Below are 14,682 nucleotides of genomic sequence, written 5' to 3' on the forward strand. Positions count from 1 at the left end.
AACGTTTTTTTGTATTGACACAACCTCCTTATTTGTTACATAACCTTTTAAAGTCGCAGTATTCACATTTCTTCGTATCTTTTGTTTGAGTGAAGGGCTCCCCGGGATTGTATATCTCTTGCAGAAGCGCCGATAGCCGCTCCCGAAAATCATCTTCATAAAATGCAAAATTATAAACCGGTATTTTAGGCTGACGCGGTGCACCCATTTCGATGACGGGCGAGTAGCTTTCGGACGCGGCACGATGAATGTATAGCAGGGAGGGGGCTACTTTCAAGGTTTGTTTGCGGCACATGATGGCGGCATACAGGAAAGTCTGGAAGATATAACTCGGACGGTTATCGGCTGGAGTAAACAGTTGTTCTATGTTCTCAGGAGTTTTGGGAGTACCGCCTGTCTTATAGTCCACAATACGCAGGGTATCGTTTTTACTATCCATCCGGTCTATCGTTCCACCAATATTTAAAGGCAGAGTTCCCAAGGGAGTATTTACTTCTATGGTTTCCGTTACTTTTTGTTCCATGGCTTCCATGTGGAAAGGAGCATACTGCAAGTCATTACGGAGCAGTTGCCGCAAATAGGAAGCAATGACTTTGGAGTGAACGAGCTGTGTGCCGTTATACTCGGGACGCTCGTCGGCCGGTACATGAAAAAGTTCTTCTTTGAAGGCGGTGTCTACGTAAGTTTGCAGTTTAACGTCATTACGGAGCAGTTGTTCCAAATCTTCTTTGCGTATCTCTTTTCCATTGGCGGTAAGGTCTTGATATACCAGTTCGGCAGAACGGTGGAAGATGGTTCCGAACAAGGCGGAGTCAATCTCTGCACTGACCTCATCGGGGGCTTTCAGTCCGGCAACGTAGCGGTAGTAGAACTTTAGCCGGCAATCGAGGTAGGTATTGAGTGCCGAAGGCGAAAAGAGCGCATTCGGATGTCGCCGGATGTCGTATGTGTTGTACATTCGTGATAGTACCTCATCCGTCTTATGTATTTCTATCTCACGGCTGTGTTGGGGAGATTGTCCCGCTTCCAGATATTCGCGTGAGATATCGTGTGGAGACTCTACGAGGAATTGGAGCATGAAACGTGACATTTCACCTCGGTTCAAACCGTCGGATGCCGTATTGTATAATAAGGTGATATTTTCCGCACGCTGTATAAGGCGGTAGAAGTAATAGGCATATACCGAGTTCTTGTGCTCGATGGTGGTCATGCCGAATGCTTTGCGCAGGTTATAAGGAATGAAGGACGAGTCACCGCCGGCTTTTGGGAGCTGGCCTTCATTGAGGGACAGCATAATAAGATTACGGAAGTCAAGATTACGCGTTTCCAGCACTCCCATTACTTGCATGCCGATAGCCGGTTCGCCATGAAACGGGATGTTGGTTGAGGTGAGCAGACGATTCATCAAACGTTTCAGGGTGTCTGTCTGCAGGCTCAGTCCGTCGCTCTCTATCAAGCTGAGTAAACGGTTGACAAGCGTATAACTCTTGAATAGTGATTCCCGGTAAAGCTGGTTGAAAATATCTTCTTCGTCCTTTTCCTGACGGTAAACAACGGCTACTTCGCGCAGCAGTTCGGTGAGATAACGGCAGATGGAAGAGATTCCGTTCTGCGGAGTGAATATCCGTTCAAGAAAAGCGTCTTTTTTAAGCTCCGACGGAAGAGGGTAGAAACGGTTGTCTTTGGTGAGTTGCTTCTCCAAGTCTTCGGAGGCGGCAGACAGCTGCCGGGTATAGGGGTGTTTCAATACGGCAAGTACCGTTTCGTACGTATAGCGTCCCGTATCTCTGCGGTACCCCGTAGTCTGCAATTCCATAAGGGCGTTGATGTAACTGTATACGGGTGTCTGCGCCAATGGAAATCCCATAGTTATGTTGACGTTCTCCACTTCCGGGGGAATGGAGTGCAGTACGGGCAGTAACAGCGATTCATTGCATAATACGATGGCGTTTTCTTTCTCCTTGCTTGTTTCGGTATCATTTTTCATAACCGTACGCACCCATTCGGGCAGGTAGCGGGCTTGCGCATTTTCTGTCGGAGCGGATATGAAACGGACTTTCTTGGGATGCCGCAGGACGTCAAAGGCTGTTTCGGGCAGTTGATTGGGAAACAGCTTTAAGTTGCGCAGGATAAATTCACCAGCCTCGTGGATGTACGGTGGTTGTTGTTCGTGGGGCAGACGGGTGTAGAACACATCGTAATCCCAGTAGAACATGGCTTTTCCCGCATCCTGCAGAAGTTGGAAGAAGCGGGTTTCCACCTTATTCAGCACGTTGAAGCCGACGAATACGTAGCGGTCATAGCGCAGGCGGTCTGTATCGAGCTGTTCTATGACGTGGCGGTACATCATGCCTTCATAAGCGATGCCCAGTTCGGAGAGATTCTTCCGGTAGTTTCTATAAATGTCTCCCAGCCTGTCCCAAAGGGAGATAAACTTCTCTTTGAGCTGCGTGCGCTTGTCAATGGAGAAGTTTTGAAAAAACTGTTGTATGGCTTCTTCCTGTTCTTTATCAAGAAAATCGTAGCTGTCCATGATGTTCTTCAAGTCCTGTAAGTTGCTGAACAGTTTGCCGGCATCTACAAGGTTCTTATCTACGTCATCGAAGTCGCTGATAAGCAGTTCTCCCCAAAAATAGAAGTCATCCAACGGTTCTTCGCTATGCGTTTCTTCCCGGAATACTTTATACAACTCGCACACCAACCGGATAGGGTCACCCGGTTTCAGGGGTGAAAGTTGGCGAAACAGTTCGCTGATGTTGACGTATGCGGGCGACCATAACGGGCGGTCGCTTTGGGCTGCCAGATGTTCATTAAAGAACAGGCCGGCGCGTTTATTGGGAAATACGATGGCTGTGCGTGACAGGTCGTTTCCTATTTTGGAATATAGGTCTTGGGCTACTAATTGAAGGAATGTTTTCATATATGTATGATTGAAGTTGGGCTGCTTATATTTAAAGATTTTAGAAAAATAGTGGAACTGTATAAAAGGAACGGACTATTTTCCCGTCTTTGGTACCGGGTGTCCAACGAGGCATCTGCTTGATGAAGTGTATCACTTTTTTATTCAGTACCGAATTCAGCATTTTCGAGACTTTGATGTTGGAAACGCTTCCGTCTTTTTCGATGATAAATCCTACAGTTGTCCGGCTGGGCATATCATTCCATTTCGAATCATTCGTTTGTTCCCGCATCTTTTCAACGTATATTCTAAAATCTGCTATTAGTTTTTCGAGGCCACCCGGATATCTGGGGAAAGTATCAGGCTGATTATTTTTTGTTCGTCCATAGACCGGAGTACTTTGTTGGGCTTTAAGATTGTACTCTTCTTTAACTTTAAATTCCTCGTAGGGTATGTAGTGTGTGATGAAGCGTACTGATACGACATACTCATAAGGAATGGAACTTCCGTTTTCTGTAGCAGGTTTCCATTGGGGCATTTGCCAGATGCGTTCTAATGCCATTCTGTCTAATACCGGGTCTACACTACGGCTTATTCGGGGATATTTTATTTTTCCATCTTTATCGATTATGAATTTTACGACGACACCTCCGTTTATCCCATGCTCTTCAGGTAATAGGGGATATTCTATATTTATTTTCAGGTACTCCAATAATGCTTGCATTCCTCCGGGAAATTCTGCTTCCGTCCGGTGGGACAGGCTGTCTTGTTTGATAATGTTTTTCCTCTTTGAATTACCGTTATATTCTGTCATAGGCATTACTTCTCCTTCCCACAGTTCTTCAAGAATTATCTGCAAAGAATCACTTAACAACTTTACGGGTATCTTTATAGGTGAGTACCCTATACAAGAGACGATAACCGGATACTTACCTGATACCTGCAAGGAGAATGTTCCGTCCGTTTGGCTACGGGTACCGTTGTTAGTTCCTTTCTCGCGGATTGAGGCTCCTAAAAGGACGTTGCCGCACTCATCCTTTACGCTTCCCGCTATTTCGATTTTGCTTATTTTGGTTTGCTTCACAGGAACGGTACACCTGTCTGTCTCGTCATATTGCTGAACCGGAATATATCCTATTATTATAGCCTCTTTACTTGGTTTCAGTGAGTCTTGAAGTTCTATTTTCGACGATGAGGTAATTGTGTTTCCGCTTCCGCCGGATTGGGCATAGGTATTCATAGTCAGCATCCCCGCTGATATGCCCGCAAGCGTGACGAGTTTTCCTGTCATCCGTCTGTGTTCCAACTCTTGTTCCAAATAACGCACTTCCGCCTCGCACTTAGGGCAGGTACCGAGACAGTCTTCTTTGTATTGACATTCGGATGTGATGAATTCGATGTCATTTGCTTCAGCTATTTGTCGGCGTATCTCTTTCAGGATACGGCAAGTTTGCTTTCCTCGTTTCATGACAGTTGTGTGCTAAAGGTTTTGTATGTGAAAACATCGAAGTGGGCGAACCCCATTGCTTTCAATTCTTCGATACTATTTGCTTGGTCCTCTTTAGTGTTGTAGCGGGGAATGAGGGGAATGCGTACGATAACATCTTGTGCTCTTCCGTTGTCGGCAAGCAGACGCAGGTTACGGATTACCGCTCCATTCCCTTTTCCCGTATAGTGGCGATAGATGTCCGGATTCATATCCTTGATATCCACGATATAGCGGTCTACTATCGGAAGCAGGCGTTTGATGTGCAGTTGCGGAACATTCAATGATGTCTCTACCGTGAGCAGCCATTTGTCTCCGCAGGCTTCCCGGAATCCGGCGATGAACTGGCTTTGCAGGCAAGGTTCTCCGCCGCCGAAAGTGATGCCGCCACCGGTGGCGAGGAAGTAAAGCTCGTCCATCTTTACCTGGTCGTAGAGCGAGGTGCAATCATAGTACTGACTATCTTCCTCGTGCTCCAACACTTGCGAATTAAGGCAGTAACGGCATCGTAGCGGGCAACCATGAAATGCCACCAATGTGCTTACGCCTTCGCCGTCAGTATATAGACGATGGCGGCAGATGCCTATAACGGGAACTTGTATGTTCATAATTTAATTGGCGTTTATACTTTCTCTATTATTTCTTCTTCTACATACCACAGATACCCGTTGATAGTATTTACATCATACCCCATGCGGACAAGTAATTCGATGTATCCTTGCACCTGCTTGTTATATTTCTTGTTAGGTTTGCCGAACTTGAAGTCTACAACCACGATTACACCGTCACGCATCATCACGCGGTCGGGGCGGCGGTTGCGGAGTGCGCCGTTCTCCTGCCAAATGATGTCGCATTCGTTGAATAACTGCCATGCGCCCGAATACCAATCCTTGATTTGCGGTTGAGAGAACGCCTTGCGGGTCAGTTCCCGTATTTCCTCTTCTGTTTCGGTACGTCCTATAATACCCTCGAATACCAGGCGGCTGATGGCATCGTCAATATCCGCTTCGGTTTCGATGGCAGAGAATAATGTGTGCAACAAACGTCCCCGATTGATGAAACGCCGGCTGGATTCGGCTTCGTCCACTCCGGCTATGAAGTCGGCGGAACGGTTGGACTGGCGGAATTCGATGTCGTGGCGCATGCTCTCCATGTGCACCGGAAGCTTGACGGGTTTCTGTGCAAGCTTGTTCAGGACTTTGCTTTTGTCATTCGGCTTATCCGTATCTTTGTTTTTTTCATTCTGAACGCAGTGAAGAATCTCTTCTCCCGACGGATATATCTCTCCGCTTTCATAGACACTTTCCTCTTCATCCCAACTGCCTTCACCCGTTTGGGCAACTTGAGGCAGGGCGGCGGAAAGAAGTTCCGCCATCGTTCCCTTCTGGTCTTTCTTGCTCCATAATATCAGGTTCTTCCCGGCGCGGGTAAACGCTACATAAAGCAGGTTCAGATTGTCCACCCACAGTTGCAAGCGCTCGTCAAGATAGTCTTGACGGTAAACAGACTCCGCCATTGTGGAAGAGTAGTTGACGGGAACAAGGTCTATTGCATTATAAGGTGACTCGGGAGCGGTGCACCATACGAGCTGGTTGTATGTTTCGTTCTCCAGTTTCCAGTCGCAGAAGGGAATGAGGACGGTATGGAACTCCAGTCCTTTGGATTTATGAATGGAGAAGATACGTATGCCGTCCATTTCTCCGCTGGGGATTGTCTTGGCGCAAAGTGTTTCGTCCCAGTAACGGATAAAGCCGTCGAGGTCGGAAGAATTACTTTGCAGATACTCCGTCACCGCATCGAAGAAAGAGAACAGGTAAGCGTCCTGCTTTTCGATGCTGCCCATATTGAACAGTGTAAAAAGCTCTTCCAATAGTTCGTATAGCGGCATCAGGCGTAGTTCGTTCATACGGGAAACGAACTCTGCGGGAAGCGCCGTTCTTGCATCAGCCGTTAAGATATTGTGCCAATCTGCCGGTTCTGCAGAGCTCGCCTCCCGCTTGTCTTCGTTTGCTCCTGCAATATTTCCGTTTTCTCGGAGCTTATTCTCATTTGCTCCTGCCTTATCGGCTTTCGCTTGTTTTTCATCCGTAATCTGTAATTTGTAATTCATGATTAGCGAAGCTTTCGCTATCTTTTCTTCCGGATTCGACAGATAGCGCAGAGCATCTATCAACATGCAGATGGCAAGAGACGCATCCAAACGGAACGCTTCATCCGATACGACGGGAAGATGCAGTTCTTTGTCGAAATAATCCGCGATAGGCGGTATGTTCTTATTCTTGCGTACAAGAATGGTGATGTCATTCAATTTCACACCTTCCGAGAGCAGTCTTTGTACTTCTTCTCCCAAAGCGGATAAAGTTTTTTCGGTATAGTTCCGTTCTTCGTCAGGCTCTATGAAAGAAACTTTGACATAGCCCTTACTGTCTGTTTTAGGAGATTCCTGGGCCACATCGGCATAGGCTCGTTTCAGCGGAAAGCATTCTTCTTTCAGTTCTTCCAAATGCAAGGAATTCAGATAATCTACCGCAGCGGTAAACAAGCGGTTATTGAAATTGATGACATTCGTTTCACTCCGGCGGTTTACCTTCAATGTTTCCACACGTACCGGGAAAGGAAAAGAGAGTTGGGAACTGTTGTTGTAGAGTTGAGGTTGGGATTGACTGCTTCCCAGGCTGTTCAATATTCCCCAATCACCGTTGCGCCAACGATAGATGGACTGTTTCACATCACCCACAATCAGACTGTCAGCTCCTTGTGAAAGCCCTTCGAGCAACAGTAACCGAAAATTATCCCATTGCATGCGGCTTGTATCCTGAAACTCGTCTATCATTACATTGCGGATGTTGGCGCCTATTTTCTCGAATACGAAGGAAGAATCGCCCTCGTGCACTAATTTATGTAACAGGGCGTTGGTGTCTGACAACAGAAACCGGTTATGCTCTCGGTTCAGTGTGCGTACTTCTTCATCGATATGGTTGAGCAACTGTAATTTGTTGAGATGTTGCAACGAGAGGCGGCAACTGTTTATCGTACGGCTTTTCTGCGGGCGCAGCCTCTCTGCATCCTGAAGCAGAGGTATCAGACTGGTTTCCGCAAGACGGATAATCTCATCCTTACGGGAAGATGTTTTTGTAGTCCAGTTTTTGGCATCTGCCAGACTGTTTTGTAAGGTGGCATTCAGTACGTCTTTGTCTGTCAGCCGCCCGTCACGCAATTTGCGGAAATAGCTGCCTATGCCGCGTGCACCGCCTTTCAAGTCCTCGGGTACGAGGGCATGACCGTCCAGCTCTCCTTCGAACTGGTCGTAGAAACCTTTCATCTGTTCCAGCGCATCAGTCTCCATTTCGCGCAGCACGTCACGATAAAGTTTGATTGTTTCGGGCGAACGAAGTTTGAGACGCAGTCCTTCGCCGCGTTCTATATAACTTTCATCGAAGATGTTCCGTCCGAAACTCTTGACTTCATTGGAGACATTCCAGCGTTTGTCATCGGCAATGCGTTCGTTGATGTAATCCAATAGCCAAGCCAATACGGGTGAAGAGGGAGTCAGTTTTTCAATCATACTGTCGACGGCGTCGCTCAGCACATCGGCGTTATTCAGTTCGATGTTCAGATTGGGGCTGAGTTCCAGCTCACGGGCAAGGTTGCGCATGACGGACTGGAAAAACGAGTCGATTGTCTCCACGCGGAAGCGACTGTAATCGTGCAGCATATATTGCAAGGCCATCCCTGCACGTTGGCGCAGTTCTTTGTCGGAAAGGGAAGAGGAATTCAAATCCTCTTTGATACGTTTCAGGTAAGCGTCTGATGCAGGGTCTGCCTTCCAAATGCCGTAAAGTTGCGTTAAAATACGCTCTTTCATCTCCGCCGTAGCCTTGTTGGTAAAAGTTACGGCAAGAATCTGCCGATAGGCGCGGGGATTGAGAATCAGAAGCTTGATGTATTCCACAGCCAGTGTGAAGGTCTTTCCCGAACCGGCCGAGGCTTTATATACTAATAGTTCCATGTAGATATGCGGCTTTGAAGTTTGACTACAAACATACATAAAAATCATGAGAAAGGCTTAAGGCTAACGTGAAAAACAGGTATGCAAAAAAGGACTGTACCCTTTTGTCCGTATGGTACAGTCCTTTATATGTATCTTTAATAAAGATTTATACGCTCTTATCAAAGAACGGGTGTCTGGAACAGGAATGTGAAAGAGGAACTGTCTTTCAAATCTTTTACGGCATCTCCCGCGTAGATTTCTCCGTTGGTCAGCGCAAGTTTCTTTACTGCGGCTTTAGGGCTGAAATCTATTTTCTTCAAATCAAGCCAGAACAGGTTAGGAGTGAGGGTTGATTCAAAATAATAGACTTTATCCTTTTGGTTGGAGACCGAACGCCAACGGGTGGAAGAGATATGGGGCTTATCCGGTGTAGTGATTCCAAACGGGACGGATACGGTACGCATCACGCTCAACACACTGGGCACTGCAATCTTTGCGTCTGCCGTCTGAGGAATGGCATGGATGTAGAATGATGCACGTACAAAACGGTCGCTGGAACGATTGGTTCCGGGCAGCATTTGCAATCCGCCGACTTCTTTCCAGTAGTCGTTTATGGCTAATTGGTCCTCATATTTGGGCGAGTTGGTCATTACCTGATATTCTTTGCCTTCGTGGATGCTCAGCTTTCCGTCTAGATATTCCAGGATAGCGGTATTTCCCGTTTCGTCTGTAATAGCCAAATGAAGAGTGGAAGCCGAGCCGTTCGGCATTTGGGGGGCATCAATGCGGAAGGTCTCTTTTTTCAGCTCGTCTACGGCTTCGCGTACGGTAGCGAAGTTGTCAAGTACGTATTGCGTCCAAATACTGATGCCCATTACGGGGCGGGTATCTCCGGGACGGTCATATACGGACTCCGGCAGGAATAGCAGGCCGGCCACCAGACCTTTCTCATTCATACCGTCACATGTACCTATGTCATAACCTGTTGCAATGACACTGCCGTACTTTGATGTCCATTTCACTGTTTCGCCTTTATTGTATCCGGCTCTTTCCATTCCCCGCGGGAATACGTAGATATTACTCATGATATCCTCTTTCCAGTCCATTGTCCGGCCTGTGATAACCATATTATCCGGTCCGATGTAAGTGGCGCGCGTACATGCGTCCGCTTGTTGTATGCCTAATGAAAACAGGGCAGCTAAGGCTGTTAATGCTACCGTTCCTCTTTTTGTATTCATAATCTTATGAGTTAAGTGATTTATATACAAAGAGTAACAAATGCAGCATCAAACAGTTTGATACAAACAGACTTTTTAGGTTCTATTCTGTTTTTTCTTTTAGAAGGTCTTCCATTTTCAGTACTTCATCACGGTATTGAGCGGCTTCGATGAAGTCGAGTTTCTTGGCGGCTTCCTGCATCAGTTTCTTGGTACGCTCGATGCTCTTTTCAAGCTGGGCGCGGTTCATGTACTGAACAATCGGGTCTGCGGCAAGCGTAGCGGTACTGTCTTGTTCCACATAGGGACGTGGAGTGGTTGCGGAAGATTTTTCTTTGCCGGCTCCGCTTTCGGCAAACCCTTCCGTACCGGCAAATACGTTGAGGTTCTTTGCTTTCTTGATTTGCCGGGGAGTAATGCCATGTTCTTCGTTATACTTCAATTGCTTTTCGCGACGGCGGTTGGTTTCGTCAATGGTAAGCTGCATACTTTCCGTAATTCTATCAGCATACATGATAACCATACCGTTGACATTACGGGCGGCACGTCCCGCTGTCTGCGTCAATGAACGGTGAGAGCGGAGAAATCCTTCCTTGTCCGCATCCAGAATGGCCACAAGAGAGACTTCCGGTAAGTCCAGTCCTTCACGCAGAAGGTTGACACCTACAAGCACATCATATTCGCCTTCACGTAAATCGCTCATAATCTTTACACGTTCCAGCGTGTCTACGTCACTATGGATATAGTTGCATTTTACGCTGTTATTGAGAAGGTACTCCGTCAGCTCTTCCGCCATACGTTTGGTCAGAGTGGTGACGAGTGTACGCTCATTGCGCTCTATGCGCAATTGAATTTCTTCCATCAGGTCGTCTATCTGGTTATGGCTGGGGCGTACTTCGATGATAGGGTCCAGCAAACCTGTGGGACGAATCACCTGTTCTACGACAATACCTTCGGATTGCATCAACTCATAGTCGGCGGGGGTGGCGCTGACGTATATTACCTGTTTGGCCATAGATTCAAATTCCTCAAACTTCAATGGGCGATTATCCATGGCAGCGGGAAGCCGGAAACCATATTCTACAAGATTGGTTTTTCGGGCACGGTCGCCGCCATACATGGCTCGTATCTGCGGAACACTGACGTGGCTCTCGTCAATGACGATAAGGAAATCATCGGGGAAGAAATCCAGTAAACAGTAAGGGCGTGTACCCGCCTCACGTCCGTCAAAATAGCGCGAATAGTTCTCGATTCCCGAACAGTGCCCCAATTCGCGCAGCATCTCCATATCGTAGGTGACCCGTTCCTGCAAGCGTTTGGCTTCAAAAGGACGTCCTTCGTTTTCAAACCATTGCACTTGTTTGCGCAAGTCGTCCTCTATCTCATGGATAGCCCGCAGAGTGGCTTCCTTGGTCGTCATAAAGAGGTTGGCGGGATATATTTTGTAAGCATCGAACCGGGCAATGGTAACTCCGCTTATAGGGTCTACTTCTTCGATGCTGTCTACCTCATCTCCCCAAAAAACTATGCGCAGCAGATTGTCGGCATAAGCAAGGTAAATGTCTACGGTGTCGCCTTTCACGCGAAAATTACCCCGGTTCAAATCAATGTCGTTACGGACGTAAAGACTGTCTACAAGCCGGCGCAGGAACACATTGCGACTGTAATTTTTTCCTTGTTGCACGTCGATGACATTATTATAGAAATCGGCCGGATTTCCCATGCCGTAGATGCACGATACGGAAGATACCACTACCACATCCTTGCGTCCGGAAAGCAGGGCGGAAGTGGCGGCAAGCCTGAGCTTGTCGATTTCGTCGTTGATGGCGAGGTCTTTCTCTATATATGTGTCCGAAGAAGGAAGATAGGCTTCGGGCTGATAGTAATCATAATAGGATACATAGTATTCTACCGCGTTGTTCGGGAAGAATCCCTTGAACTCGCTGTATAGCTGTGCAGCCAGTGTCTTGTTATGGCTCAATATGAGCGTAGGCTTGTTAATGTTGGCTATGACATTGGCAATGGTAAATGTTTTTCCGGAACCTGTCACACCCAGCAAAGTTTGTGCGGGAATTCCTTCACGTACACCTTCGGTGAGTTGTGCAATTGCTTCCGGCTGGTCTCCGGTGGGACGATAGGCGGATGTTAACTCAAATTTATTCATTTCATCAGAATTATCGGGCAAAGATAGGAAAGTTACATCGAAAATTTGTGAATTCGTAAGTAAAACATATCTTTGCGATATCAAATTAATAATAACCATTAATGTAATACAACAAAAACATGATTTGGAACGAAAGTATCGAATGCATGGATCGCGAAAGCCTTCGTAAAATTCAGAGCATTCGTCTTAAAAAAACGGTGGAGCGCGTATATCATGACACTCCTTTCTATCGCAAGAAAATGCAGGAACTGGGAATTACTCCCGATGACATCAACAGCATCGACGACATTGTAAAGCTTCCTTTTACTACAAAATATGATTTGCGGGACAATTACCCTTTCGGACTTTGTGCTGTTCCTATGAGCCAGATTGTTCGTATCCACGCGTCTTCCGGTACAACCGGAAAACCTACCGTAGTGGGATATACGCGCAAGGACCTTTCGGCTTGGTCGGAATGCCTGTCACGTGCTTTTACGGCGTATGGCGCAGGCAGTTCGGATATTTTTCAAGTATCTTACGGATACGGATTGTTTACCGGCGGATTGGGGGCGCACGCAGGCGCCGAGAATATCGGTGCTTCTGTTATTCCGATGTCCAGCGGTAATACGGAAAAGCAAATTACATTGATGCATGATTTCGGTTCGACAGTACTCTGTTGTACGCCTTCTTATGCGTTGTATCTGGCGGACGCCATTAAGGATTCGGGTTTTCCGCGTGAGGAGTTCAAACTGAAAGTCGGTGCATTCGGTGCAGAGCCGTGGACGGAGAATATGCGTCGCGATATTGAAACGAAATTGGGAATAAAGGCTTATGACATTTATGGATTGAGTGAAATAGCGGGTCCGGGTGTAGGGTATGAATGTGAATGCCAGAATGGTACGCATCTTAACGAAGATCATTATTTTCCGGAGATAGTAGACCCGAAAACACTTGAACCTGTTGCGCCGGGTGAAACGGGAGAGCTGGTATTTACCCACCTTACTAAAGAAGGCATGCCGTTGCTGCGTTATCGCACTAAAGACCTTACGGCTTTGCACTATGACAAATGTTCTTGCGGACGTACATTGGTGCGTATGGACCGCATTCTCGGACGTAGTGACGATATGCTCATTATACGCGGCGTGAATGTATTCCCCACACAGATTGAATCCGTTATTCTTGAAATGCCTGAATTCGAGCCGCATTATCTGCTGCTTGTCGACCGTAAGAATAATACGGATACCATGGAACTACAAGTAGAAGTCCGTCCGGAATATTACTCCGATGAGATTAATAAGATGCTGGCTTTGAAGAAGAAGCTTACCGCGCGTTTGCAAAGCGTATTGGGCTTGGGCGTAGATGTCCGTCTGGTAGAGCCTCGCAGCATTGAGCGCAGTGTAGGTAAAGCGAAACGCGTAATTGATAATCGTAAATTGTAAATCGTCAAATAGTAAAACTTATGGTAGCAAAACAACTTTCTATTTTTTTGGAAAATAAGTCCGGTCGTCTTACGGAGGTGACGGAAGTTCTTGCCAAAGAAGGTGTTAATCTTTCTGCTCTCTGCATAGCCGAGAATGCCGATTTTGGTATTCTTCGCGGTATTGTCTCCGAACCTGATAAAGCATATAAGGCCTTAAAGGATAATCATTTTGCCGTGAACGTAACTGATGTGGTGGGTATCAGTTGTCCCAATATTCCGGGTTCATTGGCAAAAGTGCTCCGTTGCCTGTCTGATGAAGGCGTATTTATTGAATATATGTACTCCTTTGCCAACGGACAGACCGCCAACGTTATTATCCGTCCCAATGATATGGAAAACTGTATCCGGGTATTGACGGAGAAAAAGGTGGATTTACTCGCTGCAAGCGACTTATATAAACTGTAAAAAGGATGAAAAACAACAGAGTGATAGGGTATAGTCTCAGTACCTCATCACTCTGTTGCTCTGTCATCTTATTATCTTGTACCACTTTACCCTTCTGCCACTCTATTATCTTTTTTCTTCCCTATCCATCGATTATCTTGCGCCCTTAGTCTTTGTTTTTGAAAAATTAAGGTGCGTATCGTTGTTTAATTCGATGCGAACCTCTATCTTTGCACATTATTTGAATAAGAGTAATGAAGAAGAACATCCTTATAACTTTGCTTGCAGCACTGCTGCTCTCCTCATGCGGAGAATACAACAAGTTGCTGAAAAGCACAGACTACGAATACAAGTATGAAGCGGCAAAGAATTACTTCGCGAAAGGTCAGTATAATCGTGCTGCGACTTTGCTGAATGAGTTGATTGCTATTCTTAAAGGTACTGATAAAGCGGAAGAATCACTTTATATGCTGGGTATGAGCTATTATAACCAGAAAGATTATCAGACCGCCGCGCAGACATTTACCCAATATTATAATGTGTACCCGCGTGGTACGTTTACTGAACTGGCACGTTTCCATGCGGGAAAGGCGTTATATTTGGATACTCCGGAACCCCGTTTGGACCAATCCGGTACATATAGCGCGATTCAGCAGTTACAAATGTTTCTTGAATATTTCCCTAACAGCGCGAAGAAAGATGAAGCTCAAAGTATGATATTTACTTTGCAGGATAAGTTGGTTATGAAAGAATATCTTTCTGCCAAGCTCTATTATAATTTGGGAAATTATTTGGGAAATAACTACGAGTCTTGCGTTATTACTGCACAGAACGCATTGAAGGATTATCCTTATACCAATATGCGTGAAGATTTGTCTATCCTTATCTTGCGTGCCAAATATGAAATGGCGGTGTATAGTGTGGAGGATAAGAGAGCCGAACGTTATCGTGAGACGGTAGATGAATATTACGCTTTTAAGAATGAATTTCCGGAAAGCAAATACATGAAAGATGCCGATCGCATTTTTAAGGAGGCGCAGAAGATTTTGAAAGATTGATAAAAGAGAGGTTATTATTGTTAT

Annotated in this window: 9 protein-coding genes and 1 pseudogene; 3 read left to right on the plus strand and 7 right to left on the minus strand. The window is 46.2% G+C overall.

The features are described from left to right. Positions 1-28: 28 nt before the first annotated feature. The 7 genes and pseudogenes from BHV73_RS08195 to uvrB all read right to left on the minus strand — a co-directional run bounded on the left by BHV73_RS08195 (position 29) and on the right by uvrB (position 11,757). Complete coding sequence (locus tag BHV73_RS08195) at positions 29-2,920, minus strand: PD-(D/E)XK nuclease family protein (RefSeq protein WP_087411881.1); 2,892 nt, start codon at positions 2,918-2,920, stop codon at positions 29-31. Positions 2,921-2,960: 40 nt separating this feature from the next. Continuing rightward, entirely contained in the window at positions 2,961-3,983 is a 1,023-nt protein-coding gene (locus BHV73_RS08200; RefSeq protein WP_425592832.1) for a TonB family protein, read from the minus strand. A 120-nt stretch (positions 3,984-4,103) separates the two neighbouring features. Next, a pseudogene (locus BHV73_RS08205) lies at positions 4,104-4,367 on the minus strand (energy transducer TonB); the annotation flags it as partial. After that, entirely contained in the window at positions 4,364-4,993 is a 630-nt protein-coding gene (locus BHV73_RS08210; RefSeq protein WP_087411883.1) for a radical SAM protein, read from the minus strand. The pseudogene BHV73_RS08205 and the gene BHV73_RS08210, both read right to left, overlap by 4 nt. A gap of 14 nt (positions 4,994-5,007) precedes the next feature. Continuing rightward, complete coding sequence (locus BHV73_RS08215; protein WP_087411884.1) at positions 5,008-8,394, minus strand: UvrD-helicase domain-containing protein; 3,387 nt, start codon at positions 8,392-8,394, stop codon at positions 5,008-5,010. A 161-nt stretch (positions 8,395-8,555) separates the two neighbouring features. Next, positions 8,556-9,614, minus strand: coding sequence for a linear amide C-N hydrolase (locus tag BHV73_RS08220; protein WP_009121061.1), 1,059 nt, complete (start codon positions 9,612-9,614; stop codon positions 8,556-8,558). A gap of 82 nt (positions 9,615-9,696) precedes the next feature. Further along, a complete protein-coding gene (gene uvrB, locus BHV73_RS08225; protein ID WP_087411885.1) occupies positions 9,697-11,757 on the minus strand; it encodes an excinuclease ABC subunit UvrB in 2,061 nt (686 codons plus the stop codon). 119 nt (positions 11,758-11,876) lie between these two features. On the opposite strand from uvrB, the gene BHV73_RS08230 reads away from it, so the two are divergent. The 3 genes from BHV73_RS08230 to BHV73_RS08240 all read left to right on the plus strand — a co-directional run bounded on the left by BHV73_RS08230 (position 11,877) and on the right by BHV73_RS08240 (position 14,658). Next, positions 11,877-13,175 carry a phenylacetate--CoA ligase family protein gene (locus BHV73_RS08230; protein WP_009121059.1) on the plus strand — a complete coding sequence of 433 codons (1,299 nt, stop codon included), beginning with the start codon at positions 11,877-11,879 and terminating at the stop codon, positions 13,173-13,175. A 20-nt stretch (positions 13,176-13,195) separates the two neighbouring features. Further along, positions 13,196-13,621 (plus strand): ACT domain-containing protein, encoded by a 426-nt coding sequence (locus tag BHV73_RS08235; RefSeq protein WP_004290856.1) that lies wholly within the window; start codon positions 13,196-13,198, stop codon positions 13,619-13,621. Between the two features lie 233 nt (positions 13,622-13,854). Further along, positions 13,855-14,658 carry an outer membrane protein assembly factor BamD gene (locus tag BHV73_RS08240; RefSeq protein ID WP_009121058.1) on the plus strand — a complete coding sequence of 268 codons (804 nt, stop codon included), beginning with the start codon at positions 13,855-13,857 and terminating at the stop codon, positions 14,656-14,658. Positions 14,659-14,682 lie beyond the last annotated feature (24 nt).

Source organism: Bacteroides sp. 44_46, from assembly GCF_001915465.1.
Classification (GTDB): Bacteria; Bacteroidota; Bacteroidia; order Bacteroidales; family Bacteroidaceae; genus Bacteroides; species Bacteroides clarus.

What these genes read in the sequence shown, in the direction of transcription:
- BHV73_RS08210 (WP_087411883.1), bottom strand. Translation starts at nt 4,993, where the DNA reads ATGAACATACAAGTTCCCGTTATAGGCATCTGCCGCCATCGTCTATAT.
- BHV73_RS08230 (WP_009121059.1), top strand. Translation starts at nt 11,877, where the DNA reads ATGATTTGGAACGAAAGTATCGAATGCATGGATCGCGAAAGCCTTCGT.
- BHV73_RS08240 (WP_009121058.1), top strand. Translation starts at nt 13,855, where the DNA reads ATGAAGAAGAACATCCTTATAACTTTGCTTGCAGCACTGCTGCTCTCC.
- BHV73_RS08215 (WP_087411884.1), bottom strand. Translation starts at nt 8,394, where the DNA reads ATGGAACTATTAGTATATAAAGCCTCGGCCGGTTCGGGAAAGACCTTC.
- BHV73_RS08220 (WP_009121061.1), bottom strand. Translation starts at nt 9,614, where the DNA reads ATGAATACAAAAAGAGGAACGGTAGCATTAACAGCCTTAGCTGCCCTG.
- BHV73_RS08195 (WP_087411881.1), bottom strand. Translation starts at nt 2,920, where the DNA reads ATGAAAACATTCCTTCAATTAGTAGCCCAAGACCTATATTCCAAAATA.
- BHV73_RS08235 (WP_004290856.1), top strand. Translation starts at nt 13,196, where the DNA reads ATGGTAGCAAAACAACTTTCTATTTTTTTGGAAAATAAGTCCGGTCGT.
- uvrB (WP_087411885.1), bottom strand. Translation starts at nt 11,757, where the DNA reads ATGAATAAATTTGAGTTAACATCCGCCTATCGTCCCACCGGAGACCAG.